Here is a 24,208-nt window from a genome sequence, read left to right as displayed (position 1 = left end):
CTTCTGGGCCGGTTCCGCGGGTCAGCCGACCTCGGCGAGCACGAACCCCGGCTTGTCCGGCCCCGCGTCGGCGATCCGCTCGCCGTCCGGGCCCCAGGCCCCGGCCGCGCCGCCGCCCACGCCGTCCTCGTTGGCCCCGAGGACATTGCCGAGCACCACGTACAGGCCGAAGTCCCGGGCCCGTACCGGATACACCGTCTCGAAGGAGTCGTTGTCCGCGGCGAGCACCGAACTCGCCAGGTACACCGCGCACGCGTCGGCGGCGGCGCGCTCGGCCAGCTCGGGGAAGCGGTTGTCGTAGCAGGTGGCGGTCGCGAAGCGGACCCCGTCGAGCGCGAACCGCCCGTCGGCCGTGCCCGGCGCGAAGACCTCCTGCTCGATCCCGTACAGGTGCTGCTTGTCGTACCGGGCGAGGAGCTCGCCCGCCGGGCCGATGACCAGCGTCGTGACCGCGGTCCGGCCGTCCGCCGTCCGCACCGGACCGTTGACGACGGCCGCCGCCGACACGACGCGGCAGGCCTCCCGTACGGGTTCCAGGCGGGGGTCGTCCTCGGTGAGGACCAGTCCGGGGGTGTCCCGGATCAGGGTCGGCTCGTACCCGCTGAGGCAGAGCTCGGCGAAGACGACCACGCGGGCGCCCTCGGCCCCGGCGGCCCGGACCAGGTCGGCGACGGTCCGGACGTTGGCGGCGATGTCCCCGGCGACCGGGGCGAACTGGGTGGCTGCGACGATCACGATCGATGGTCCGTTCCGTGGAGAAGGTGCAGGAAATCGCGGAAGGCGCCCGGCATGTCCACCGCCGTCGGGTCCAGGAGCCACTGGTACTGGAGCCCGTCCATCACCGCCGTCAGGAGCGGCGCCGCGCGCTCCGGGCTCAGCCCGCTCGGCAGCCGGTCGCCGAACTCCAGGCGCAGCACCTGCGCCATGTTCGTCCGCACCAGTGCGTACCGCTCGGTGAAGAACTCCCGTGCCGGGTGCCCGTCCGTCACGCTCTCGCCGAGCAGCGCGGAGAAGGTCTGCACGATGCCGGGCCGCATCGCGTTGTACTCGACGAGCGATTCGAGCAGGTCGAGCCGCCAGCCCTCGCGGTCCCGGCCGCCGCTCGTGTCCCAGCGGTCGCGCTCCTCCAGGACGGCGACGAGCAGCGCCTCCTTCGTCGGGAAGTAGTGCAGGAGCCCTTGCTGGGTGAGCCCGACGCGCTCGGCGACGGAGCCGAGGGTGGCGCCCCGGTAGCCGCGCTCGGCGATCACTTCGAGGGCTGCGCGCAGGATGTCCGCCCGCCGCTCCTCGCTCCTGGCCCGCACCATCGCCGTGGCCCCTCTCCGCTCGTCGTTCCGAACAGGACGGTACCTCGTCCCTAAGATAACGAAGAAGTAACATCACCTACCGATCTACAGGGAAGTGGGTGCACGATGACGTCATCGGGGTCATCGGTACGTCAACGAGGAGGTACGGCCATGACGGAGACCAGCGCGGACACGGCACGGGCAGCGGCGAACACCGCACGGGAAGAGGCCGTCGAGGCGGCGCTCGCCAAGCTCGACCTGGACACCAAGACCCGGCTGCTCGGCGGCCAGGACATGTGGTCCCTGCACGCCCTGCCGGAGATCGGCCTGGAGTCCCTGGTCATGTCCGACGGCCCCATCGGTGTCCGCGGCGTCCGCTGGACCGCCGACGACCCGTCCGTCGCCCTGCCGTCCCCGACCGCGCTCGCCGCCGCCTGGGACCCCGCCCTCGCCCGCCTCGCCGGCCGCCTCCTCGCCCAGGAGGCCCGCCGCAAGGGCGTCCACGTCCTGCTCGCCCCCACGGTCAACCTGCACCGCACCCCGCTCGGCGGCCGCCACTTCGAGGCCTACAGCGAGGACCCCTTCCTCACCGGCGCCGTCGGCACCGGCTACGTCCGGGGCGTCCAGGACGGCGGCGTCGGCACCACCGTCAAGCACTTCGTCGCCAACGACGCCGAGACCGACCGCTTCACCGTCGACAACAGGATCGCCCCGCGCCCCCTCCGCGAGCTCTACCTCGCCCCCTTCGAGGCCATCGTCAGGAACGCCCACCCCTGGGGCATCATGACCGCCTACAACCGGGTCAACGGCGTGACCATGACCGAGCACCGCCACCTCGTGAACGCGGTTCTGCGCGGCGAGTGGGGCTTCGACGGCTTCAACGTCTCCGACTGGATGGCCGCCCGCTCCACCACCGGCGACATCGAGGGCGGCCTCGACGTCGCCATGCCCGGCCCGCGCACCGTCTACGGCGAGGCGCTCGCCGCCGCCGTCCGCGCCGGCGAGGTCGAGGAGTCCACGGTCGACGCGGCCGTACGCAACGTCCTGCGGCTCGCCGCCCGCGTCGGCGCCCTCGAAGGCGCCCCGCCGGTCGTCACCGAACCCCCGGCCGCCCTCGACGGCGACGCGCTCGCCCGCGAGATCGCCCGCCGCGGCTTCGTCCTCGTCCGCAACGAGAACGGCGCGCTGCCCCTCGCCGCCGGAACGACCGTCGCCCTCTCCGGCGCCGCCGCCCGCGACGCCCGCGTCCTCGGCGGCGGCTCCGCCCAGGTCTTCCCCGAGCACGTCGTCTCCCCGCTGGCCGGCCTCACCGCCGTCCTCCCCGACGGCGCTCTCTCCTTCGCGGTCGGAGCCGACCCCAGCGACGAACTCACCCCCGCCGATCAGGGGTTCACCCTCCGCGCCCGCTGCCGCGACGCCTCCGGCGTCGTGCTCGGGGAGGGCTCCCTGCCCAACGGTCAGGTGCAGTGGATCGGCGACGACCTCCCGGCCGGCGTCACCCACGAGGCCCTCGCCTCCATCGAGGTCGTCGGCACCTTCACCCCGCGCGAGTCCGGCGAGCACTCCTTCGGCACCCGCGGCCTCGGTGCGTACACCCTCACCGTCGGCGGCGAGACCGTCTACGAGGGCGTGCAGGCCATGGGCCCCGAGACCGACCCCTTCGAGGCCTTCTTCGGCTCCCCGGTCGAGCGCGCCAAGGTCACGCTCACCGCGGGCGAGACCGTCGAGGTGTCCCTGCTCCACACCCTCGACAAGGAGTTCGCGGCCCCGCTGCCGGCCGTCATGTTCTCCTTCGTCCACCTCGGTCCGCGCCGTGACCCCGACGAACTGATCGCCGAGGCCGTCGAGGCGGCCCGCGCCGCCGACACCGCCGTCGTGGTCGTCGCCACCACCGAGCGCGTCGAGTCCGAGGGCTTCGACCGCAAGGACCTCGCCCTCCCCGGCCGCCAGGACGACCTCGTACGGGCCGTCGCCGCCGCCAACCCGAACACCGTCGTCGTGGTCAACGCCGGCTCCCCGGTCGAGCTGCCCTGGCGCGAGGAGGTGGCCGCGGTCCTGCTCAGCTGGTTCCCCGGCCAGGAGGGCGGCGCCGCCCTCGCCGACGTCCTCACCGGAGCCGAGGAGCCCGGCGGCCGCCTCCCCACCACGTGGCCCGTCGCCCTCGCCGACGTCCCCGTCACCGAGACCACCCCCACCGACGGCGAACTCGACTACGCGGAGGGCGTGTTCATCGGATACCGCGCCTGGGACAAGGCCGGCGCCGTCCCCGCGTACGCCTTCGGCCACGGCCTCGGCTACACGACCTGGTCGTACGACTCCCTGACGGCCGGCCCCGACACCGTCACCGTCCGGCTCACCAACACCGGCGACCGGGCCGGCCGCGAGGTCGTCCAGGTCTACCTGGCGCCCGTGGACGACACCGCGGAGCGCCCCGCCCGCTGGCTGGCCGGCTTCGCGAACGTCGAGGCGGGCCCCGGCGAGACCGCCGAGGCCCGGATCGAGCTGCCCCGCCGCGCCTTCGAGATCTGGGACGAGGAGAAGAACGACTGGACCCTCGTCGCCGGGACATACGAGGTCCTGGCGGCGCACTCCCACACGGACGCCCGCCTGACCACCACCGTCGAGATCTGACGGCGGGGGCCCCCACGAACGGCCCCGGGGCGGCACCTGACAACCGCCCCGGGGTCCTCACTCCTTCGTGATCCGCCGGTACGCGAGCTCCGCGAGCCGCGCCTGTCCGTCCCGGCTCGGGTGGAAGAAGTCCCAGGGACTCAACTGCCCGCTGTCGAACCGGAATCCGAAGACCGCCCCGCCGTCGTACCGGCAGCGCTCGTCCTTCGCGCACACCTCCGAGAGCACCCGGTTGTACGCCACCACCCGGTCCTGCACCTCGGTGCGCCGCCGCTCCGCCGCGGCGCTCAGGTCCTCCGCGTCCGACAGCATCGCGCCGCAGATCCCCAGCTTCCACACCTCCAGCCCTCTCGGGCTGACCCGTCCCGTGGACCACAGATGCATCAGGGACGGCACGCTCGCCACGTACACCTGCGCCTTCGGCGCGCCCTTCCGCAGCCGGGCGAGCGCCGTCTCGAAGTGCGCCCGGAAGTCGGCGACCGGGGTCATCAGGTCAGGGGTGGCCCGGCAGGCGTCGTTCGCGCCCATCATCACCGTGACCAGCTCGGGACGTTCGGCGGCCGCCACGGCCATCTGCTCGGGAAGCTCCGCCATCCGTGCCCCGGTCCTCGCCAGGTTCCAGCTGCGGGTGGCGACCTTCTCCGGGCCGAGCAGGCGCAGCGCGAGGCTGTTCACGGAGGTGTCCGTGCCCGTCGCCCAGGACGACTCGGGGCAGTCCGCGAGGACCGCGCAGGCATCGAAGGCGCGGGTGACGGAGTCGCCGACGGCGGCGACGGAGGAGGGGGAGACGTCCCACAGGGAGGCCGGCTTCGGTGCCGCTTTCGGGGCCGTCCTCGGTGCCGCCTTCGGGGTGGCTCCGGCCTCCGGGGCCTTGGCCGCGGGCTCCCCGGCGGTGCAGCCGGACAGGGCCCCCGCGCACAGCAGCGCCGCCGTCGCGGTGGCGACAGCGGTTCGGATTCTGCGTCGGCCGCGCATCCCCGGCCCCTCCTTCGGCGTCCTGGCGGGTGAAAGCTTCGTGTTCACCCGCCCCCGGACCGACCGTACGTCACACCGATGACGGTGCGGCACGGTAGCTTTTCCCCCGTCGAACCAGAGGCACCTTTGCCGACCGGCTCCGGTAAATTACATCACGTCACATCCTGTCCCCTTTTTTAGGGTTTGTGACCTTTTGCTCCTGATGCTGTTTACTGAGGCCGCTGGGAAAGGCGAACCTCGTCCCACACTGGAGGTCCCGGTGACGACACGTGGAGTCCTGTACGTTCACTCCGCACCGCGCGCGCTGTGCCCGCACGTCGAATGGGCGGTCGCGGGTGTCCTCGGTGCGAGGGTCCAGCTCGACTGGATCCGCCAGCCGGCTTCCCCCGGCACCTGGAGAGCCGAGTTCTCCTGGCAGGGCCGTACCGGCACCGCCTCCGAACTCGCCTCCGCGCTGCGCGGCTGGCAGATGCTCCGCTTCGAGGTCACCGCGGAGCCCTGTCCCACCGCCGAGGGCGAGCGCTACAGCGCCACCCCCGACCTGGGCATCTTCCACGCCGTCACCGGCATGCACGGGGACATCCTGATCCCCGAGGACCGGCTGCGGGCGGCACTCGCGCGCTCCGCGCAGGGCGAGACCAAGCTGGAGGCCGAGATCGCCCGGCTCCTCGGCAAGCCCTGGGACGACGAACTGGAGCCCTTCCGGTACGCGGGCGAGGGAGCCCCCGTCCGCTGGCTGCACCAAGTCGTCTGACCGGCCGTCACCGGCGAGCGGTGGATTCCGCCCGGGTGCGCAGGGGGTGCGCCGGGCGGGAGAGAAGTGACGCGAGAACGTACGGCGCCGGTCACGGCCGCCGTTCTGCTGTCGGGCGCCGCGTTCGGCGCCGCGGCGACGTTCCTGGGGGCCGGGGTCGTCGTCGGCTCCTGCCCGAAGGGCTGGACGGCGCTGGGGTGCGCGCTGGCCCTGGCGGCGGGGGTGACGGGGCTGGTCGCGAGCCGACGGAGCCGTACGGCCGACGGAGCCGCGGGACGGGGCGCCGGGACCGCGTCCCGCCAAGACCGACGGGGTGAGGATCGTCGTCCGCGACGGCCGACGGATCACGACGGCCGAGCGGGACGGCATCGTGCCCGACCGGGTCGTCGCGTACTCCCTCACGGACGGCCGGAAGGCCTGGGAGTACGCCTCCGAGCATCGGACGGCGGCACTGGCGACCGAGCGGGACGGCCGGGTCGCGGTCCTGGAGAACGCCGTCGGAGCGAGGATCGTGCTCCTCGACCCCGCTACGGGCAAGGCGGGCACGGTGATCGCCCCGGAGAACCCGGAGGCGCAACTCTCCATCGAACCGGAACTCCTCGCCGCCCCCGACGGCGGGCACGTCGTCGTCAACCACCTCCTGACGCAGGCGGAACCCTCGGCCTTCGCGCTGCGCTGAGCGCCGACACACGAAGGAGGCCCACCCCCCAAGCGGGGGGCGGGCCTCCTTCGTGTGTCGGACGCGAGGTCAGACCGTGCGGAACGCCAGGACCACGTTGTGGCCGCCGAAGCCGAACGAGTTGTTGATCGCGGCGATCGTGCCCTGCGGGAGCTCGCGGGGCTCGTCGCGGACGATGTCCGCGTCGACCGCCGGGTCCAGCTCGTCGACGTTGATCGTCGGCGGGGCCAGGCGGTGGTGGAGGGCCAGGACCGTCGCGACGGTCTCGATGCCGCCCGCGCCGCCGAGGAGGTGGCCGGTCATCGACTTCGTCGCGGAGATCGCGACGTGGTCCAGGTCGTCGCCCAGGACCTTCCGCAGCGCCTTGATCTCGGCGACGTCACCCTGCGGCGTCGACGTGGCGTGCGCGTTGAGGTGGACGACCTCGGACGGCTTGAGGTCCGTCGCGTCGAGCAGGTTCTGCATCGCGGCGGCGATGCCCCGGCCGGTCGGCTCGGGCTGCGCGATGTGGTGGCTGTCGGCCGACAGGCCCTGGCCGAGGACCTCGCAGTAGACGCGGGCGCCACGGGCCTTCGCGTGCTCCTCGGACTCCAGGATCACGACGCCCGCGCCCTCGCCGAGCACGAAGCCGTCACGGCCGGTGTCGTAGGGACGCGAGGCCTTCGTCGGCTCGTCGTTGTTCTTGGACATCGCCATCATGTTGGCGAAGGCGGCGATCGGCAGCGGGTGGATCGCGGCCTCGGTACCGCCGGCGACGACCACGTCGGCGCGGCCGGTACGGATCATCTCGACGGCGTAGCCGATCGCCTCGGCACCCGACGCGCACGCGGAGACCGGGGTGTGGACGCCCGCCCGGGCGTTCACCTCGAGGCCGACGTTCGCGGAGGGGCTGTTCGGCATGAGCATGGGCACGGTGTGCGGGGAGACGCGGCGGACGCCCTTCTCCTTGAGCACGTCGTACTGGTCGAGCAGAGTCGTTACGCCACCGATGCCGGAGGCGATGACCGACCCGAGCCGCTCGGGCGCGATGGACGCGTCCTCGCCCGCGGGGGCGGTGTAGCCCGCGTCGGCCCAGGCCTCGCGGGCCGCGATCAGCGCGAACTGCGCCGAGCGGTCCAGCTTGCGGGCGAGCGGGCGGGGCAGGACGTCACCGGGGTCGACGGCGGCGGTCGCGGCGATCTGCACAGGCAGTTCGGCGAAGCGCTCGCCCTCCAGGGGCTTGACGCCGGAGCGCCCCGCGAGAAGACCTTCCCAGGTCGACGCGGAGTCGCCACCCAGCGGTGTGGTTGCGCCGATACCGGTGACGACCACGGTGCGATTGGTCGAGCTCACAGGAATTCGTTCTCCATGTGTGTGATGGTCGGAATACGGCGCCACCGCCGGGTGGCGGACCGAGTCAGCGAGGGCCGAATCAGGCCTGGTGCTTCAGGATGTAGTCGGCAGCGTCGCCAACCGTCTTGAGGTTCTTGACGTCCTCGTCCGGGATCTTGACGTCGAAGCGCTCTTCGGCGGCGACGACGACCTCGACCATGGAGAGCGAGTCGACGTCCAGGTCGTCGGTGAAGGACTTGTCCAGCTGGACGTCCTCGACCGGGATGCCGGCGATCTCGTTGACGATCTCGGCGAGGCCTTCGACGATCTGGTCCTGGGTGGCGGCCATGGTGGCGCTCCTTCTTGTGATTACTTGTGAAAAGGCTTCCGGGAGAACCGGAGTGCCTAGGGGAGGGTAACGACCGTCGCGGCGAAGACGAGACCCGCCCCGAAGCCGATGATGAGCGCCGTGTCGCCGCTCTTCGCCTTGCCGGTCGCCAGGAGTCGTTCCATGGCGAGCGGAATCGAGGCCGCGGACGTGTTGCCGGTGGTCTCGACGTCACGGGCGACCGTGACGTGCTCCGGGAGCTTCAGCGTCTTCACCATCGAGTCGATGATCCGCATGTTCGCCTGGTGCGGGATGAAGACGTCCAGATCGTCCGCCGAGATGCCGGCGGCGTCCAGGGCCTGCTGGGCGACCTTCGCCATCTCGAAGACGGCCCAGCGGAAGACCGCCTGACCCTCCTGCGTGATGGCGGGGAACTTGATCTCGCCCTGCTCGTTGAGCGGCAGCTTCGAGACATCGCCCCCGTGGAACTCGTTCCACGGCACGGTCTGCTTGATCGTCTCGGACTTGTCGCCCTCGGAACCCCAGACGGTGGGGCCGATGTGCGGCTCGTCCGAGGGACCGACGACCACGGCACCGGCGCCGTCGCCGAACAGGAAGGCCGTCGCGCGGTCCTCCAGATCCGTCAGGTCGCTGAGCCGCTCGACACCGATGACGAGCACGTACTCCGCGGAACCCTCGACGATCATGCCCTTGGCGAGCGTCAGGCCGTAGCCGAAGCCCGCGCAGCCGGCGGAGATGTCGAACGCGGCCGGCTTGCCGGCGCCGATCTTGTCGGCGATCTCGGTGGCGACGGCCGGGGTCTGCTTGAAGTGCGAGACCGTGGAGACGATCACGGCGCCGATCTGCTCGGGGTTGATCCCGGCGTCGGCGATGGCCTTGCCCGAGGCCTCCACCGACATGGCGGCGACGGTCTCCTCCGGAGAGGCCCAGTGGCGGGTGGCGATACCGGAGCGCGAGCGGATCCACTCGTCGGACGAGTCGATCTTCTCGAGGATCACCTCGTTCGGCACGACCCGGGTGGGGCGGTAGCCGCCGACACCGAGGATCCGTGCGTACGGGGCGCCCTTGCTGGGCTTGATCTTCGACATGCTTCTCGACACTCCTTGTCAGACGGCCGCGTGCTCAGCGATGAGCGTACGGGCCGCGTCGAGGTCGTCGGGAGTCTTGAGGGCGACCGTGGACACGCCCGGCAGGGCGCGCTTGGCGATGCCGGTCAGGGTGCCGCCGGGGCACACCTCGATCAGCGCGGTCGCGCCGAGCGTCTGGAAGGTCTCCATGCACAGGTCCCAGCGGACCGGGTTCGCGACCTGGCCGACCAGGCGGGCCACGACCTCGGCGCCGTCGGTGACGACCTGCCCGTCCTTGTTCGAGACGTAGCGGGTGGCCGGGGCGGCCGGGGACAGCTCACTCGCCGCCGCCTCCAGCTTCGCCACGGCCGGGGCCATGTGGTGCGTGTGGAAGGCACCGGCGACCTTGAGCGGGACGACCCGCCGGACGCCCTCGGGCTTGTCCGCCTCCAGGGCGGCCAGCTGCTCCATGGTGCCGGCGGCCACGATCTGGCCCGCGCCGTTCACGTTGGCCGCGGTCAGGCCGAGCTTCTCCAGGTGCGGGACGGTCACCTCGGGGTCGCCGCCGAGCAGCGCGGACATACCGGTCTCGGTGATCGCGGCGGCCTCGGCCATCGCGAGCCCACGGGTCCGTACGAGACGCAGTGCGGCGGTGTCGTCGAGGACGCCCGCGAGCGCGGCGGCGGTGAACTCGCCGACGCTGTGACCGGCGACGACGCCGGGAACGACGTCACCGAGGGCGGCGGCGGACAGCAGGCCGGCGGCGACGAGGAGCGGTTGCGCCACGGCGGTGTCACGGATCTCGTCCGCGTCCGCCTTCGTGCCGTAGTGGGCGAGGTCGAGCCCGATGGCGTCCGACCAGGCCGCGATGCGGTCGGCGGCGCCGGGGAGTTCGAGCCAGGGAGTCAGGAAGCCGGGCGTCTGGGCGCCTTGGCCGGGAGCGACGAGTACGAGCACCCTCACACTCTCTCTTGCGGACGGCTTCGAGCGCCCGTGGGGACAGGGACGAAGAACCGTCGGGGGAATTGTTGGTGTTCGACAAAAGTCTAGGACTGCGGATCTCCGTCGGCCAAGCGCCCGAGAATGAGCGCGATCCGCAGCGTGAACGCGGAACGGACATCAGAGGGTGACCAGCCGGTGACGTCGGTCACACGTCGAAGCCGGTAGCGCACGGTGTTGGGGTGCACGAACAGCATCCGTGCCGCGCCTTCCAGGCTGCTGGCCTGCTCCAGATAGACACTGAGAGTTTCGAGCAGCGCCGAGCCCGCTTCTTCCAGCGGTCTGTAGATCTCCTCCACCAGCTGCTCGCGCGCCGAAGGGTCGGAGGCGATGGCGCGCTCCGGCAGGAGATCGTCCGCGAGGACCGGGCGGGGAGCGTCCTGCCAGGCCGAGCAGGCCTTCAGACCCGCCGCGGCGGCCTGCGCGGAGCGCGTGGCGGCCAGCAGGTCGGGGACGACGGGGCCGGCGACGACCGGGCCCGCCGCGTACGGGCCGATCAGGGCCTTCGCCACGGCCAGCGGATTATCGTTGCCGCCGGCGATGACGACCAGCCGGTTGCCGAGAACGCCGGTGAGGACCTGGAGCTTGGCGTGCCGGGCCGCGCGGCGGATCGCCTCCACGGTCAGCTCGCTGTCGCCGTCGGGGGCCGTCCCGAGGATCACGCACACATGGTCCGGGGAGTTCCAGCCGAGCGCGGCGGCACGCGACACCGCGCCCTCGTCGGCCTCGCCGGACAGGACCGCGTTCACCACGAGCGATTCCAGGCGCGCGTCCCAGGCGCCCCGGGCCTCGGCGGCCTGCGCGTACACCTGGGCGGTCGCGAAGGCGATCTCCCGGGCGTAGACGAGGAGCGCCTCGCGGAGGATCGACTCGTCGCCGGGGGCGGCGACCTCCTCGATCGCCGTCTCCATGACCTCGATGGTGGTCCGCACCATCTCGACGGTCTGGCGCAGGGTGATCGCGCGGGTCAGCTCGCGGGGCGCGGTGCCGAAGACGTCCGTCGAGATGGCCTGCGGGGTCTCGGGGTGCCGGAACCACTCGGTGAACGCGGCGATACCGGCCTGGGCGACCAGACCGATCCACGACCGGTTCTCGGGCGGCATCGCCCGGTACCACGGCAGCGTCTCGTCCATGCGGGCAATGGCGTTGGCGGCGAGCCGCCCGGAGGACTGTTCGAGGCGCTTCAGGGTCGCGGCGTGCGGGTGAGGGGCGTTCGTGGGTTCTGGCACGGGGACAAGACTGCCTTATCGGGACGGCAGTGTGCGGGGTCGGGGCGGGTTCGCCTCCGGAGGGGTCGGCGGCCGGCCCCCGCCGCGACCCCCGGGAGCGCCTCGCGACGGGACCCGGGCGGGGCCCCGGGCGGCGGCACTACCGTGGGACCCGTGATACGCATCCAGCGCGCGGGGGAGCGGTACCCCGGGGGCGACCCGGCCGCCGGGATCGAGACCCGGCACGCCCTGTCCTTCGGGTCGCACTACGACCCCGACAACCTCCGCTTCGGCGCCCTGCTCGCCTGCAACGAGGAGCGGCTGGCGCCCGGCGCGGGCTTCGACGAGCATCCGCACAGCCACACCGAGATCGTCACCTGGGTCGTCGAGGGGGAGCTGACCCACCACGACACGGCCGGCCACACCACGGTCGTCCGCCCCGGCGACCTTCAGCGGCTGAGCTCCGCCGGCGGAGTCCGGCACGTCGAACGCAACGACGCCGACGTGCCGCTCGTCTTCGTGCAGATGTGGCTCGCACCGCTGTCGCCGGGCGGGGAGCCCTCGTACGAGGTGGTGCGCGGCCTCGGGGAGCCGTACGACCTCCCGGAGGCGGACGCCCGGTTGCACGTCCGCCGGCCCGCGGCGGGCGAGCGGGTCCCCGTGCCGGCCGCCGACTTCGTGTACGTCCATGTCGTACGCGGCACGGTCGGGCTGGCCGAGGAGCAGCCCGGCGGGGAGGCCGGCGAGCCACCCGACGGCGAGCCGCTGCACCCCGGCGACGCCGCCCGCCTCACCGACGCCCGGGGTCACACCCTCGTCGCCACGACCGACGCGGAGGTCCTGGTCTGGGAGATGCGGGACTGGCGCAAGGCCCTCGGCTGAACGACCGGGGGCCGGTCCTTCAGGCGAGCGCGCTCTTCTTCCTCCACTGCTCCCAGCTCAGGTTCCACGCCCCGTAGCCGTTGCCCTCGGCGACCGTGCCCTTGGTGTCCTTGCCGGTGATCTCGAAGGGGTCGCCGACGTTCACCGCGCCGTAGAAGGACGCGGCGTTCGCGTCGCTCATGCCGATGCAGCCCGAGCTCTTGTTGGCGTTGCCGAAGTACGCCGCGTTCCACGGGGCCGCGTGCGCGTACATGCCCGACCAGGTCAGCCGCATCGAGTAGTCGACCATCTTGTCGTAGGCGTCCCCGAGCCCGACCGTCTCCGAGTTCATGTTGATCGTGCCCTCCTTCGCCATCAGCACGGCCGTGCCCCGCCAGGACCGCTTGTCGCCGCCCGGGGTGCCGCCGGAGACCGGGATCGTGCGGACCGTGCGCCCCTCCTTGTCCAGGGTCAGCCTGTGGCGGTCCAGGTCGACCTTCACGATCTGCGCCGCACCGATCGTGAAGCCGGTCCGGTAGTCCCGTACGAACCAACCGCCGCCCGAGTCCGTGCCGTTCAGATCCGCCTCCAGGGTGACCTTCGTACCGGGCTTCCAGTACGTACGGGGGCGCCAGTCCGCCCTGTCACGGCCCGAGTAGTCCTTGACCCAGCCCCAGGAACCCTCGGTCGCGTTCGAGGTGGTCACCTTCAGCTGCTTCTCCACGTCCGCCTTCTTCGTCACCGGCAGGTCGAAGACGATCGAGACGGGGTGGGCGATGCCGACGGTGGTGTTCTTGCCGGGGGCCAGGGTCACCTTGTTGACCTTGTCCGCCGCGGCCGTCCTGAACGAGGACCGGGTGGTCGACTCGGTGCCGTCGGCCGTGCGCGAGACGACCTCCACCGTGTACGCGGTGCCCGGCGCCGCCTTGCGGTCCGATACCCAGCGGGTGCCGCCCGCGGCCGCCCGCCCGGCGAGCGAACCGCCGTCCGCGTCCACGACCTTCACCTCGGAGATCGTGCCGCCCGTCGCGGTCACCGTCACCGGGACGCCGGCCGCCGGGTCCACGACCGTCACCTTCGCCGGCGGGGCCTTCGACCCTTCCGCCGCGGCGGCCCCGGTCCCCCCGGGACCGCTCGCCGCCTGAGCCGAACAGGCCGTCAGGGAGACGGTCAGCGCGACTGCCGCGAGAACGGGACGGGGTGTGCGTATTCGCAGCACGGGAGACCTCCGCAGTGATGAGGAGTGAGTGGGATGTTTCGGACTGTAGGTCGCTCCCCGCGCCGCACGGGGGCCCGGGGCCCGTATGACAAGGGCTGCGGCAAAACGGTCATCGTCCGGTCACATACGCCGCGCGACTCCGTCGAATTCGGCTGTGAGCCTGCTGTGCGCCCCACCACCGAGGGGCGGAACAAGGAGGCTCCCGTTGTGTCAGCCCTGCTCGTGACGGCCGCACCCACCGAGCGCCGCGCCCTGCGGCTCGGCCCCGTGACCCCCGAGGTCTACCGCGCCTTCCTCGCGTCCCGCTCCGGTGCGGACGGGCCCAGCTTCCTCCAGGTCCCTGCCTGGGCCCAGGTGAAGGACGGCTGGCAGCACCAACTGATCGGCTGGGGCCCGGAGTCCGGCGGCCTGACCGGTGTCGCCCTCGTCCTCCTGCGGCCCTTCCCCGGCACCCGCAAGTACTTCGCCTACCTGCCCGAAGGCCCCGTCGCCGACTGGGCCGACGCCGACATCGACGGCTGGCTCGGCCCGCTCCTCGGCCACCTCCGCTCCTGCGGCGCCTTCGCCGTACGCATCGGCCCCGGGCCCGCCTACCGGCGGTGGAACGCCGCCACCGTCAAGTCCGCCACCGGGCCCGGCCGCCGGCTCTCCGACGTCCTCGCCGACGAGGTCGACCCGCTGGGGACCGCCGTCGCCGAACGGCTCCGCGCCCGCGGCTGGCGCAAGTGCGGCGGGGAGTCGGAGGACGGCGCCGACGCCCAGCCCCGGCACGTCTTCCAGGTGCCGCTCACCGGGCGCACCCCCGACGACCTGTGGACCGGTCTCAACCAGGAATGGCGGCGCAACGTCCGCAAGGCCCGCAAGTCCGGGGTCGAGATCACCGTCGGATCCGCCGCCGACCTCCCCGAGTTCTACCGGCTGCTCCGCGTCACCGAGGAGCGCGACGGTTTCCGGCTCGGCCGCTCCCTCGCCTACTACGAGCGCCAGTACGCCGTCCTCAACGCCGAACACCCCGGCCGGATGAAGCTCTACCTGGCCCGCCACGAGGGCGAGATCCTCGCCGCCCACACCATGGTCACCGTCGGCGGACGCGTCTGGTACCAGACCGGCGCCTCCGCCGACCACCGCCGCGAGGTCCGGCCCTCCAACGCCCTCCAGTGGCGCATGATGCTCGACGCCCACGCCCTCGGCGCCGCCGTCTACGACCTGCGCGGGGTACCCTCCACCCTCGACCCGGGCGACCGTGCCCACGGGCTGCTCCGCTGGAAGCTCGGTACGGGCGGAGAGGTCGTCGAGACGCTGGGGGAGTGGGAGACACCGATGCAGGGCACGACCAACCACGCGCTGTTCCGCGCCTTCCAGGCGTATCTGGCCCGCCGATGACGGCCACGCTCGCCGCCGAGAGGCCCGGCAGGGGCCGGGCGAAGGCCAAGCCGTCCGCGCTGCGCAGCGGCGCGCTCATGGCCGCGGGCTCGCTCGTCTCCCGTGCCACCGGCTTCGTCCGCGCCTCCGTCGTCGCCGCGGCGCTCGGCGCGGCCGCCGTCGCCGACGGCTACGCGGTCGGCAACACCGTCCCCACCATCATCTACACGCTCCTCCTCGGCGGCGCCCTCAACGCCGTCTTCGTCCCCGAGCTGGTCAAGGCCGCCAAGGAGCACGAGGACGGCGGAGTCGCCTACACCGACCGGCTGCTCACCCTCTGCGTGCTCGCCCTCCTCGCCCTCACGGCCGGCGCGGTGTTCGCCGCGCCGCTCATCGTCGACACGTACACCGACTACGTCGGCGAGCAGCGGGAGATGACCCTCGCCTTCGCGCGCGCGTGCCTGCCGCAGATCTTCTTCCTCGGCCTCTTCACCCTCCTCGGGCAGGTCCTCAACGCGCGGGGCCGCTTCGGCGCCATGATGTGGACCCCCGTCCTCAACAACGTGGTCGTCGTCTCCGTCTTCGCCCTGTTCCTCGTGGTCAGCGACGGCGGCGCCCTCACCCCCGGGGAGACCGCCCTGCTCGGCTGGGGCACCACCGCCGGCATCGTGCTCCAGGCCCTCGCCCTCCTGCCCTCGCTGCGCGCCGCCCGCTTCCGCTGGCGGCCCCGCTTCGACTGGCGCGGCAGCGGCCTCGCCACACCGCTGCGCTCGGCCGGCTGGCTGGTCCTGCTCGTCCTCACCAACCAGGCCGCGTACTGGGTGACGACGCTGCTCGCCACCTCGGCGGGCGGCACCGTCAGCGGCGGCGGCCTCGCCGCGTACAACAACGCCTATCTGCTGTGGTCCGTCCCGCACGGCATCATCACGGTCTCCCTCGTCACCGCGCTGCTGCCCCGGATGAGCGCCGCGGCCGCCGACGGCGACCTCACGGGGGTCCGCCGGGACGTCTCGTACGCCCTGCGGACCAGCCAGGCCGCCGTCGTCCCGGCGGCCTGCGCCCTCCTCGCGCTGGCCGTCCCGCTGATGACGGTCGTCTTCCGGTACGGGGCGACCAGCGGCGACGACATCCGCGCGATGTCCTGGATCCTGATGGCCTTCGCGCCCGGCCTCGTCGCCCTCTCCGGGCAGTACGTCTGCAACCGCGCCTTCTACGCGCTGCGGGACACCCGTACCCCGTTCCTGCTCAACCTGGTGATCGCCGGGCTCAACGCGGGGCTGTCGTTCGCCGCCCACCACTACCTGCCCACGAAGTGGGCCGTCGCCGGCATGGCCGCCGGGTACACGCTCGCGCTCTGGGCGGGCTGGGGCCTCACGGCGTACGTGCTGAGGAAGCGGCTCAAGGGGAGCGGCCCGGCGTCCGGGACCGGGCCGGCACCCGGCGGCGCGGGCGGTCCGGCCTCCCGAGGCGCGGGCGGTGCGGCCTCCGGCGGTTCCGTCTCCGCGCTCGCGCGGCTGCTGTTCGCCGCCGTGCCCGCCGCCGGCTACGGGCTCCTCGTCACCGACCTCACCGGTCCCGCAGGGGCCGTGCCCTCCGGGATCGCCGGCGCGCTGACCGTCCTCACCGTCTTCGCCGTCCTCGCCCAGCCCCTCCGGCTCACCGAGGTCCAGGCCCTCATCGGGGCCGGCACCGGCCGACTGCGCGGCCTCGCCCACCGCACCTGAGCCACCCCCTCCGGCAGGAGGGGCCCTTCGACCTTGGATACTTCACAGATGCCCCGCGTGCTCCTGATAGAAGACGACCCCTCCGTCCGCGAAGGCGTCGAGCTCGGCCTCCGGCGCCGCGGGCACGAGGTGCGCACCGCCGCCACCGGGGAGGCCGGCCTCGAAGCGCTCGCGGAGTTCCGGCCGGATCTGCTGCTGCTCGACCTCATGCTGCCCGGCATCAACGGCGTCCAGGTCTGCCGCCGGGTCCGCGAGAGCAGCCAGCTGCCGATCATCATGCTGACCGCCCGCGGGGACGACTTCGACGTCGTCATCGGTCTGGAGGCCGGCGCCGACGACTACATCGTCAAGCCCGCCCGTACCGAGGTCATCGAGGCGCGGATACGGGCCGTGCTGCGCCGCATCGAGGAGCCGGCCGGCGGCCGGGCCGCCGTCGAGTTCCACGGGGAGCTGGCCATCGACCGGGCCGGTCTCACCGTCGCCAAGGCGGGCGAGCGGATCGCCCTCGCCCCCTCCGAGCTGAAACTGCTGCTCCATCTCACGGCCGCGCCCGAGCAGGTCTTCAGCCGGCAGCAGCTCCTCGAACACGTCTGGGAGCACAGCTACCACGGGGACGCCCGGCTGGTCGACGCCTGCGTCCGCCGGCTGCGGAACAAGATCGAGGACACCCCGGGCGAGCCCCGCTACATCCAGACCCTGCGCGGCTTCGGCTACCGCTTCGGCCCGCTGGGACCGCAGTGAAGGCCTGCGTCACCCCGGACGAGGACACCGGGCACGAGGGGCACGAGGGGCACGGAGGCCGCGCCGGCCAAGACGGTCACGGGACGACGGCGCGCGGGCGCGCCGCCCGGCGCGGTGGCCGCAGCCCGCGCCTGCGGCCGCACCCCTTCGGGCTCCGCACCCGGCTCGTCCTCGCCTTCCTGCTCGTCGCCGCCGTCGGCTGCGGCACCACCGCCGCGCTCACCTACCGGGCCGCCCGCAACGCCATCCTGGAGCAGACCCAGGACACCGCCGTCTCCGCCTTCCGCGAGCAGATCGACGCCCTCGGCACCGAACTGCCCGTCGACGCGGATTCCCTGCGGAGCTCGCTCATGCTCGTCGCCCGCCAGGGCAAGCCCCGCGCCTGGCGCGTCTACGCCGAGTACGGCACCCTCCGCGTCTCCTCCACCGACCGGCCCACCTCCTCCGTCATCACACCCGAGCTGCGGGCCCGCGCCGCCGACGACAAGGGCGTCCCGCACGGCAGTTTCCAGCGAGTGGTCAAGAACGGCACCCCGTACCTCACGATCGCCGTGCCGGCCGTCTTCCTCGCCCGCTCGGCCCAGGGTCCGCCGCAGCGCACCGGTCTCGTGTTCTACGCCGTCATGGAACTCGCCGAGGAGGAGGCGAACATCGAGGCGATGGTCACGGCCGCCCGCGACGGCGCGCTGCCCGCGCTCGCCGTCGCCCTGATCCCCGCCCTGATCGCCGCGCGCGGCGTGCTCCGGCCGGTGCGGGAGCTGCGCCACGCGGCGCACAGCATGGGCCGCGGCCGGCTCGACACCCGCATCCACGCCAAAGGCAGCGACGAACTCGCCGATCTCGCCCGGACGTTCAACGAGTCCGCCGCCGAGCTGGAACGTTCCGTCGCGGAACTGCGCAACGCCGAGGCCCGCGCCCGACGCTTCGCCTCCGACGTCTCGCACGAACTCCGCACCCCGCTCGCCGGGATGCTCGCCGTCACGGAGGTCCTCGACGAGGACGCCGGGAGCCTCGACAGCGACACCGCCCGCGCCGTCCGCCTGATCAGCGCCGAAACCGGGAAGCTCGCCGTGCTCGTCGAAGACCTCATGGAGATCTCCCGCTTCGACGCCCGCGCCGCCGAGCTGCACACCGACGAGGTCGACGCCGCCGACTGCGTCCGCAAGACCCTCCAGCACCGGTACTGGACCGACCCGGCGCAGGTCGTCCCGTACCTCACGGAGGGGATCAGGGCCCGGCTCGACCCGCGTCGCTTCGACGTCGTCGTCGCCAACCTCGTCGGGAACGCGCTGCGGCACGGCGGGGCGCCCGTGACGGTCCGGCTGTGGGCGGAGGGGGACCAGCTGGTGACGGAGGTCGCCGACCGGGGCCCCGGCATCCACCCGGACGTCCTGCCGCATGTGTTCGACCGCTTCTACAAGGCCGACCGGGCCCGTACCCGCTCGGCGGGCAGCGGCCTCGGCCTCGCGATCACCCTGGAGAACGTACGGCTCCACGGAGGCACGGTCACGGCCGCCAACGCCCCCGAGGGCGGGGCGGTCTTCACGGTACGGATGCCGCTGTGAACACCCGGAGCACCACCGCCGGACGCCGCCGCCGGGCGGGTGGGGCCGCGAAGCGCCGCAGAGCGGCCGCCGTCGCCCTGCTCGCCCTGCTGACGCCGCCCGCGCTGGCCGGCTGCGGCATACAGAAGAGCGACGTCGTCGAGGCGGGCGGGGCGGCGACGCTCCACGTCGGGCCGCAGATACTCGAGGAACGGATCGTGCTCTACTTCGTCGGCCCCGACGGCCGGTCGATGCCGGTGACCCGTGACATCGGCCGTCCCTACCCGGAGACCAGCTCCCCTTCGGGGGGCTCGGGAGAGCACGTACCGACCGACGTGTTCGGCCCTGGCTACGAGATATCCCGCGACGACCTGCGCCGGGGTGGGATCGTCACCGACAAGATCCTCGCCATGCTCCTCGCCGGTCCCAGGGAGAACGAGCGGGCGGCGGGCATCGCCACCGCCCTGCCCGAGGCGAAGGGGGACACCCCGACCATGCTGCAGGCCTCGGAGGGGAACGGCTCGACCGGGACCCCGGCACGCCGGCTGATCTGGGTCCGGACGCCCTTCCCCGTCAAGAAGCTCTCGGAGGCGGGCGTCCGCCAACTGGTCTGCACGACCGCCTACGCGGAACACCCGGCCGGCCTCGTCGAGGTGTCCCTCAGCGGCCCGGACGGCATCCTGCCCACCGCCCGCTGCGACGATTAGGGTCTAGGCGGCCCGCAGGTCGGCGAGGACCGCGTCGGTGAACGGCGGCCAGGCCTCGACCGCCCACGGCCCGAAGGGCCGGTCGGTCAGCGCCACGCACGCGGCGCGGGCGTCCGGGTCGATCCACAGGAACGTGCCGGACTGCCCGAAGTGCCCGAAGGCGCGCGGCGAGGACGTGGCGCCCGTCCAGTGCGGGGACTTGCCGTCGCGGATCTCGAAGCCGAGGCCCCAGTCGTTGGGCCGCTGGTGCCCGTAACCGGGCAGGATGCCGGTCAGGCCGGGGTACGCGACGCTCATCGCGTCCAGGACCGTGCGCGGGTCGAGCAGCCGCGGCGCCTGCACCTCGGCGGCGAACCGCACCAGGTCGTCGACGGTCGAGACGGCGTCCTTGGCGGGCGAGCCCTCCAGCGTCGTCGACGTCATGCCCAGCGGCTCCAGGACCGCCTGGCGCAGGTACTCGGCGAAGGGGATGTCGGTCGCCTTGGCGAGATGGTCGCCGAGGGCCTCGAAACCGGTGTTGGAGTAGATCCGGCGGGTGCCCGGCGCGGCCATGACCCGGTTCTCGTCGAACGCGAGCCCCGAGGTGTGGGCGAGGAGATGGCGTACGGTCGCGCCCTCGGGCCCGGCCGGCTCGTCGAGGTCGATCGCCCCCTCCTCGTACGCGACGAGGACGGCGTACGCCGCGAGCGGCTTGGTGACGGAGGCGAGCGGGAAGCGCTGCCCGGTGGGGCCGTACGACCCGGCCAGGGTGCCGTCCGCGCGGACCACGGCGGCCGCCGCGGTGGGGACGGGCCAGTTCTCGATCGACGCCAGGCTCGGCACGCTGCTCTGCATGGAGCCGAGCCTACTTGCTTGGAGTGCACTCCAACCTTTTAGCGTGGGGGTCATGAGCGTGATGGCGAGCACGAGCACGACGACAGGCACGAGTACGAGCAGCGGCACGAGCGGTACCCGGATCCCCCGGGCGTACTACACGATCAGCGAGGTCGCGGCCCTGACCGGCCTCACGGCCCACACGCTGCGCTGGTACGAGCGGATCGGCCTCATGTCGCACGTCGACCGCTCGCACACCGGCCAGCGCCGTTTCACCGAGCGGGACCTGGGCTGGCTCGCCTTCGTCGGCAAGCTGCGGCTGACCGGGATGCCGGTCGCCGACATGGTCCGGTACGCGGAGCTCGTCCGCGAGGGGGACCACACCCGCGACGAACGACGGGAACTCCTGGAGACCACCAGGCGTGACGTGCTCTCCCGGATCACCGAACTCCAGGACACGCTCGCCGTGCTCGACATCAAGATCAGTCATTACGGGACCGCATGCGGAGGCACATCTTCATGACCAGCGTGACCAGGATCGACACCGTACGGCTCGGCGGCCAGGACGGACCCGAGATCGGCGTCCAGGGCTTCGGCGCCATGGGCATCAGCGAGTTCTACGGCGACACCGACGAGACCGCCGCCCGCGACACCCTCGACGCGGCCCTGGAGGCCGGCGTCACCCTGATCGACACCGCCGACGCCTACGGCAACGGCGCCAACGAGCGGTTCCTCGCCCCGTTCCTCGCCGCCCACCGCGACGAGGTCACCCTCGCCACCAAGTTCGCCCTGGAGCGGCGCGCCGACGACCCCGCCTACCGGGGCATCCGCAACGACCCCGCCTACATCAGGACCGCCGTCGAGGGCAGCCTGAGCCGCCTCGGCATCGAGACCATCGACCTCTACTACATGCACCGCCGCGACCCGGAGGTCCCGCTCGCCGAGTCCGTCGGCGCGATGGCCGAACTCGTCCGTGAGGGCAAGGTCAAGCACCTCGGCCTCAGCGAGGTCACCGGGCCCGAACTGCGCGAGGCCCACGCCGTCCACCCGATCGCCGCCCTCCAGTCGGAGTGGTCGCTCTTCTCCCGGGACGTGGAGCGCAGCGCCGTCGGCGCCGCCGCCGAGCTCGGCGTCACCGTCGTGCCGTACTCGCCGCTCGGCCGCGGCTTCCTCACCGGATCCTTCGCCGACGCGGCCAAGGAGCTGACAGGCGGCGACTACCGCCGGCACCAGCCCCGGTTCACCGGCGAGAACGCGGAGCGGAACGCCGCCCTGCTCGACCCCGTCCGCAAGATCGCCGCCGCGCACGGCGCGACCCCGGCGCAGATCGCCCTCGCCTGGGTGCAGCAGCGGGCCTCCGTGCACGGCCTGACGGTCGTCCCGATCCCCGGCACCCGCAAGCGCTCCCGCCTGGAGGAGAACGCCGCCGCCACCCGGATCACCCTCACCGGGGCCGAACTCGCCGAACTGGAGCCGATCGCCGGTCTGGTGGCGGGCGACCGCTACCCGGACATGCGCTTCACGGCGCTGTCGCGCGAGGCCTGAGGAACCGCGCGTCACGCGAGCCCCAGGGCGAAGGCCGCGAATCCCGCCGCCAGCAGCCCCGCGAGGGTGCGCCGGCCCGGGCCGGTCCTCGCCCACGGCGACTCGAACCCGCGCGCGTACCGCCCGATCAGGACGAGCAGTCCGGCGAAGACCGGCATCCAGGCCAGCCGTGCCAGGATCCAGCCGGCCGAGTCCGGTGCGCCGACCAGCCCCGGGACCTCCCCGAGGTACGAGGCGGGGATCGCCGCGGTGAGCATCGCCGTCTGGTGCCAGCACAGGATCGTCATCGCCGAGAGGTTGACCACCACGACCGGCGCCCACAGCGCGGGCCGCTTCAGGAGCCTGCCGAGCCGGTCCCTGAGCAGGATCGCGGCCCCGCTCTGCGTGGCGGCCAGGGCGAGGACGAGCAACGACGGCGGGTGGGAGTTGGTGCGGGCCTCACCGGGGACGCCGACCATCGAGGCCGGGTAATCGAAGGCGAGCAGCAGGGCGGCGAAGAGCGCGGCCCCGCCGATCAGCAGCCACCGGGCGTGCCGCCCGGTGAGCCGGCCCTCGCCCCAGGAGACGCCGAGCTGATAGGCGAAGAGCCAGCCGGGCAGGATGTTGAGGAGGCTGAGCCAGGACGGTACGGCGTCGGCGTACGGGCCGTACCGCAGGAAGTCGACGACGGCCACCGAGCCGAGCAGCGGGGCCGCGGACCACACCCCGAGACGGCGGGCCGCCCGGACGCACAGCGGGGTGAGCGCGGTGACCACCGTGTACACCCCGACGAACCACAGCGGCTGGATCACCAGCGTGGAGGCGGTCCGCAGGGTGTCCACGGGCACGTCGAACCCGAAGTGCAGCACGGGCAGCAGCGCCGCCCAGACGGCGGTGACACCGAGGACCGGGCGGCCGAGCCGCGCGAGCCGTCCACCGAGCCACGCGCGCGTGGAGCCCTTCCTGCGCCGGTACGAGAGGACGGAGGCGTAGCCGCCGACCAGGAAGAAGATCCCCAGCATCTGGAGGACCCAGCTGACCGGCGCGAGCCCCGCGAACGTGCCCAGCGGGCTGGCGTTGTGGATGGCCCCGTCGGAGGAGAGAGTGAAGCCGCCGAGCAGCCAGTGCCCGGTGGGCACGGCCAGCAGGGCCAGGGCGCGCAGCCCGTCGATCGCCCGGTCGCGGTGGGCGGGGGTGCCCGACTCGATCTTCCGGGCCGTGCGGCGGGCCATGGTCGCGAGGGCGCTCATCGGACGTCTCCCTCGGCACGGGCGCCGGCGGCGATGCGGGCGTCGGCGGTGGTGCGGATGTCGTCGGCCGTGCGGACGGAGCCGTCGGCGATCGCGGCGAACGCGCGGAGGGAGGAGGTGCCCGGCGCGAGGTAGCCGCCGTGGCCGGCCGCGTCGTCGGCCGCGATCCGGCGGGCCCCGAACGCCGGGTCGGCGGGGTCGGCGCCGTGCCCGAGGTCGCCGACCTCGACGTTCGGGATCCGGTCGATCCAGTCGGTGGGATCCTTCGCCGCCCAGACGCGGGCGGAGGTGCCGAGCTCGTCCACGTTCCCGGCGCGCATCCCGGGGGAGCCGAAGACCACCAGGTCCTTGGCCTTCAGATCGCGGGCGGCGAGGCCGCAGACCACGGAGCCGTAGCTGTGGCAGAACAGGGAGGGCTCGGGCGCCCCGACGGCCGCGAGTCCGTCCGTGAAGCGGGTGAGCCGCTCCGCTCCGGCCTGGGCGAGCCGGCCGGAGGCCGCGTCCAGACCGACGCCGACCGGGGTGGTGTACCCGGCCCAGGCGACGACCGCCGTGTCCCCGCCGGCGGCCTGCCGCAGCGAGGCCGCCATGTCGGTGAGCGGCCGCACGTGGCCCGCGTCGATGTCCGAGCCGGGCACGATCACCGCGATGTGCTCGGCCCGCACCAGATCCCCGTACACCAGGGCCACCTGGCCCCGGCCGCGCGTGTCGTGGGCGAGGACCCGCGCCCCGCCGAACGCCCCCTGCGTCGTGCGGGCGTTGGCCTCGTACCGCAGCTCAAGGGGTGCCCCGTCGAGGTTCCCGACGACCGTCGGGTGCGTCCGGGCCAGCTCCCGCTGCCGTACGGGGCTGAGGCCGGCGAAGAACCGCGCCACCCCGGCCGGGTCCATCCGCTCCGGGTCCGGCAGCCCGGCGGCCCGCCACTCCGCCGTCCCGACCGGCGCCCCGGTGACGGCCTCCTGACTGTCACCGGACGCCCAGCCGGCCGTCCCGCCGATCACGGCGGTCACCAGGGCCGCGGTGATCAGGGTCCTCGAAATACGGCGCATGGGGTCGCCCTCCCTCTCCGGTACTCGCTCGTTCGCTGGCGAGAGGAAGGTAGGAAGACGACGGGTGACGGCACGTCACACCGGGGTGCCAACTCCCCTTTGATACCGGGGTAGGGGGTGGAGGAGCAGGCAACACCAGGCGCGGGGTGGGGTTT

General features: G+C 73.0%; 23 protein-coding genes. 11 read left to right on the top strand and 12 right to left on the bottom strand.

What is annotated here, in order from left to right; genetic code table 11:
• Positions 1–21: 21 nt before the first annotated feature.
• On the bottom strand, positions 22–735 hold the full coding sequence (locus ACIP8Z_RS13970) for a carbon-nitrogen hydrolase family protein (protein WP_402082761.1): 714 nt from the start codon (positions 733–735) through the stop codon (positions 22–24).
• Positions 732–1,307 carry a TetR/AcrR family transcriptional regulator gene (locus ACIP8Z_RS13965; RefSeq protein ID WP_402082758.1) on the bottom strand — a complete coding sequence of 192 codons (576 nt, stop codon included), beginning with the start codon at positions 1,305–1,307 and terminating at the stop codon, positions 732–734. The genes ACIP8Z_RS13970 and ACIP8Z_RS13965 overlap by 4 nt, the downstream gene beginning before the upstream one ends.
• 150 nt (positions 1,308–1,457) lie before the next feature.
• On the opposite strand from ACIP8Z_RS13965, the gene ACIP8Z_RS13960 reads away from it, so the two are divergent.
• Positions 1,458–3,917 carry a beta-glucosidase gene (locus ACIP8Z_RS13960; protein WP_402082755.1) on the top strand — a complete coding sequence of 820 codons (2,460 nt, stop codon included), beginning with the start codon at positions 1,458–1,460 and terminating at the stop codon, positions 3,915–3,917.
• Between the two features lie 57 nt (positions 3,918–3,974).
• Here the strand turns inward: ACIP8Z_RS13960 and ACIP8Z_RS13955 are convergent, their stop codons facing one another.
• Complete coding sequence (locus ACIP8Z_RS13955) at positions 3,975–4,892, bottom strand: SGNH/GDSL hydrolase family protein (RefSeq protein WP_402082752.1); 918 nt, start codon at positions 4,890–4,892, stop codon at positions 3,975–3,977.
• Between the two features lie 259 nt (positions 4,893–5,151).
• Here ACIP8Z_RS13955 and ACIP8Z_RS13950 point away from each other — a divergent pair, with 259 nt between their 5' ends.
• Together ACIP8Z_RS13950 and ACIP8Z_RS13945 are read left to right on the top strand one after the other, a co-directional pair.
• Positions 5,152–5,646: a DUF3145 domain-containing protein gene (locus ACIP8Z_RS13950; RefSeq protein ID WP_319309177.1), complete on the top strand. Its 495-nt coding sequence runs from the start codon at positions 5,152–5,154 to the stop codon at positions 5,644–5,646.
• Between the two features lie 313 nt (positions 5,647–5,959).
• Positions 5,960–6,325 (top strand): hypothetical protein, encoded by a 366-nt coding sequence (locus ACIP8Z_RS13945; protein WP_402082750.1) that lies wholly within the window; start codon positions 5,960–5,962, stop codon positions 6,323–6,325.
• A 69-nt stretch (positions 6,326–6,394) separates the two neighbouring features.
• Here the strand turns inward: ACIP8Z_RS13945 and fabF are convergent, their stop codons facing one another.
• The 5 genes from fabF to ACIP8Z_RS13920 all read right to left on the bottom strand — a co-directional run bounded on the left by fabF (position 6,395) and on the right by ACIP8Z_RS13920 (position 11,280).
• A complete protein-coding gene (fabF, locus tag ACIP8Z_RS13940; protein ID WP_402082747.1) occupies positions 6,395–7,657 on the bottom strand; it encodes a beta-ketoacyl-ACP synthase II in 1,263 nt (420 codons plus the stop codon).
• Positions 7,658–7,736: 79 nt separating this feature from the next.
• The gene (locus ACIP8Z_RS13935; RefSeq protein ID WP_015033413.1) at positions 7,737–7,985 is read right to left on the bottom strand and encodes an acyl carrier protein; all 249 of its coding nucleotides are present in this window, start codon (positions 7,983–7,985) and stop codon (positions 7,737–7,739) included.
• A 56-nt stretch (positions 7,986–8,041) separates the two neighbouring features.
• Entirely contained in the window at positions 8,042–9,073 is a 1,032-nt protein-coding gene (locus tag ACIP8Z_RS13930) for a ketoacyl-ACP synthase III (RefSeq protein WP_402082744.1), read from the bottom strand.
• A gap of 18 nt (positions 9,074–9,091) precedes the next feature.
• Positions 9,092–10,009 (bottom strand): ACP S-malonyltransferase, encoded by a 918-nt coding sequence (locus ACIP8Z_RS13925; RefSeq protein WP_402082741.1) that lies wholly within the window; start codon positions 10,007–10,009, stop codon positions 9,092–9,094.
• Between the two features lie 89 nt (positions 10,010–10,098).
• Positions 10,099–11,280, bottom strand: coding sequence for a CdaR family transcriptional regulator (locus tag ACIP8Z_RS13920; protein WP_073917732.1), 1,182 nt, complete (start codon positions 11,278–11,280; stop codon positions 10,099–10,101).
• Between the two features lie 153 nt (positions 11,281–11,433).
• On the opposite strand from ACIP8Z_RS13920, the gene ACIP8Z_RS13915 reads away from it, so the two are divergent.
• Positions 11,434–12,141, top strand: coding sequence for a pirin family protein (locus tag ACIP8Z_RS13915; protein WP_402082739.1), 708 nt, complete (start codon positions 11,434–11,436; stop codon positions 12,139–12,141).
• A 19-nt stretch (positions 12,142–12,160) separates the two neighbouring features.
• Here the strand turns inward: ACIP8Z_RS13915 and ACIP8Z_RS13910 are convergent, their stop codons facing one another.
• Positions 12,161–13,339, bottom strand: a complete 1,179-nt coding sequence (locus ACIP8Z_RS13910; protein WP_402082736.1) for an Ig-like domain-containing protein — start codon at positions 13,337–13,339, stop codon at positions 12,161–12,163.
• Between the two features lie 207 nt (positions 13,340–13,546).
• Here ACIP8Z_RS13910 and ACIP8Z_RS13905 point away from each other — a divergent pair, with 207 nt between their 5' ends.
• From ACIP8Z_RS13905 to ACIP8Z_RS13885, 5 genes are read left to right on the top strand one after another with little or no spacing between them, the layout of a single operon-like run.
• Positions 13,547–14,722, top strand: a complete 1,176-nt coding sequence (locus ACIP8Z_RS13905) for a lipid II:glycine glycyltransferase FemX (RefSeq protein WP_402082734.1) — start codon at positions 13,547–13,549, stop codon at positions 14,720–14,722.
• Positions 14,719–16,425 (top strand): murein biosynthesis integral membrane protein MurJ, encoded by a 1,707-nt coding sequence (gene murJ / locus ACIP8Z_RS13900; protein WP_402082731.1) that lies wholly within the window; start codon positions 14,719–14,721, stop codon positions 16,423–16,425. Before ACIP8Z_RS13905 ends, murJ begins: the two co-directional genes overlap by 4 nt.
• 48 nt (positions 16,426–16,473) lie before the next feature.
• A complete protein-coding gene (locus ACIP8Z_RS13895; protein ID WP_319309159.1) occupies positions 16,474–17,166 on the top strand; it encodes a response regulator transcription factor in 693 nt (230 codons plus the stop codon).
• Positions 17,163–18,731, top strand: coding sequence for an ATP-binding protein (locus ACIP8Z_RS13890; RefSeq protein ID WP_402082728.1), 1,569 nt, complete (start codon positions 17,163–17,165; stop codon positions 18,729–18,731). Before ACIP8Z_RS13895 ends, ACIP8Z_RS13890 begins: the two co-directional genes overlap by 4 nt.
• Positions 18,728–19,417, top strand: coding sequence for a hypothetical protein (locus ACIP8Z_RS13885; RefSeq protein WP_402082726.1), 690 nt, complete (start codon positions 18,728–18,730; stop codon positions 19,415–19,417). The genes ACIP8Z_RS13890 and ACIP8Z_RS13885 overlap by 4 nt, the downstream gene beginning before the upstream one ends.
• Before the next feature lie 3 nt (positions 19,418–19,420).
• On the opposite strand, the gene ACIP8Z_RS13880 is transcribed toward ACIP8Z_RS13885, so the two are convergent.
• Entirely contained in the window at positions 19,421–20,251 is an 831-nt protein-coding gene (locus tag ACIP8Z_RS13880; protein WP_402082724.1) for a serine hydrolase domain-containing protein, read from the bottom strand.
• Between the two features lie 61 nt (positions 20,252–20,312).
• Between ACIP8Z_RS13880 and ACIP8Z_RS13875 the strand changes: the two genes are divergently transcribed.
• Positions 20,313–20,753 carry a MerR family transcriptional regulator gene (locus tag ACIP8Z_RS13875; RefSeq protein WP_402083823.1) on the top strand — a complete coding sequence of 147 codons (441 nt, stop codon included), beginning with the start codon at positions 20,313–20,315 and terminating at the stop codon, positions 20,751–20,753.
• Entirely contained in the window at positions 20,750–21,775 is a 1,026-nt protein-coding gene (locus ACIP8Z_RS13870; protein ID WP_402082721.1) for an aldo/keto reductase, read from the top strand. The genes ACIP8Z_RS13875 and ACIP8Z_RS13870 overlap by 4 nt, the downstream gene beginning before the upstream one ends.
• A gap of 11 nt (positions 21,776–21,786) precedes the next feature.
• Here the strand turns inward: ACIP8Z_RS13870 and ACIP8Z_RS13865 are convergent, their stop codons facing one another.
• Together ACIP8Z_RS13865 and ACIP8Z_RS13860 are read right to left on the bottom strand one after the other, a co-directional pair.
• Complete coding sequence (locus tag ACIP8Z_RS13865; protein ID WP_402082719.1) at positions 21,787–23,004, bottom strand: acyltransferase; 1,218 nt, start codon at positions 23,002–23,004, stop codon at positions 21,787–21,789.
• Entirely contained in the window at positions 23,001–24,053 is a 1,053-nt protein-coding gene (locus ACIP8Z_RS13860; protein WP_402082717.1) for an alpha/beta hydrolase, read from the bottom strand. The genes ACIP8Z_RS13865 and ACIP8Z_RS13860 overlap by 4 nt, the downstream gene beginning before the upstream one ends.
• Positions 24,054–24,208 lie beyond the last annotated feature (155 nt).

The organism is Streptomyces sp. NPDC088553, from assembly GCF_044752965.1.
Lineage (GTDB): Bacteria > Actinomycetota > Actinomycetes > Streptomycetales > Streptomycetaceae > Streptomyces.
The sequence above is the reverse complement of the archived record's forward strand: the minus strand, read 5'-3'. Positions and strand labels throughout refer to the sequence as shown.

Coding starts and splice junctions, on each gene's coding strand:
- ACIP8Z_RS13860 (WP_402082717.1), bottom strand. CDS start 24,053: ATGCGCCGTATTTCGAGGACCCTGATCACCGCGGCCCTGGTGACCGCC.
- ACIP8Z_RS13935 (WP_015033413.1), bottom strand. CDS start 7,985: ATGGCCGCCACCCAGGACCAGATCGTCGAAGGCCTCGCCGAGATCGTC.
- murJ (WP_402082731.1), top strand. CDS start 14,719: ATGACGGCCACGCTCGCCGCCGAGAGGCCCGGCAGGGGCCGGGCGAAG.
- ACIP8Z_RS13875 (WP_402083823.1), top strand. CDS start 20,313: ATGGCGAGCACGAGCACGACGACAGGCACGAGTACGAGCAGCGGCACG.
- ACIP8Z_RS13895 (WP_319309159.1), top strand. CDS start 16,474: ATGCCCCGCGTGCTCCTGATAGAAGACGACCCCTCCGTCCGCGAAGGC.
- ACIP8Z_RS13865 (WP_402082719.1), bottom strand. CDS start 23,004: ATGAGCGCCCTCGCGACCATGGCCCGCCGCACGGCCCGGAAGATCGAG.
- ACIP8Z_RS13870 (WP_402082721.1), top strand. CDS start 20,750: ATGACCAGCGTGACCAGGATCGACACCGTACGGCTCGGCGGCCAGGAC.
- ACIP8Z_RS13960 (WP_402082755.1), top strand. CDS start 1,458: ATGACGGAGACCAGCGCGGACACGGCACGGGCAGCGGCGAACACCGCA.
- ACIP8Z_RS13965 (WP_402082758.1), bottom strand. CDS start 1,307: ATGGTGCGGGCCAGGAGCGAGGAGCGGCGGGCGGACATCCTGCGCGCA.
- ACIP8Z_RS13880 (WP_402082724.1), bottom strand. CDS start 20,251: ATGCAGAGCAGCGTGCCGAGCCTGGCGTCGATCGAGAACTGGCCCGTC.
- ACIP8Z_RS13930 (WP_402082744.1), bottom strand. CDS start 9,073: ATGTCGAAGATCAAGCCCAGCAAGGGCGCCCCGTACGCACGGATCCTC.
- ACIP8Z_RS13955 (WP_402082752.1), bottom strand. CDS start 4,892: ATGCGCGGCCGACGCAGAATCCGAACCGCTGTCGCCACCGCGACGGCG.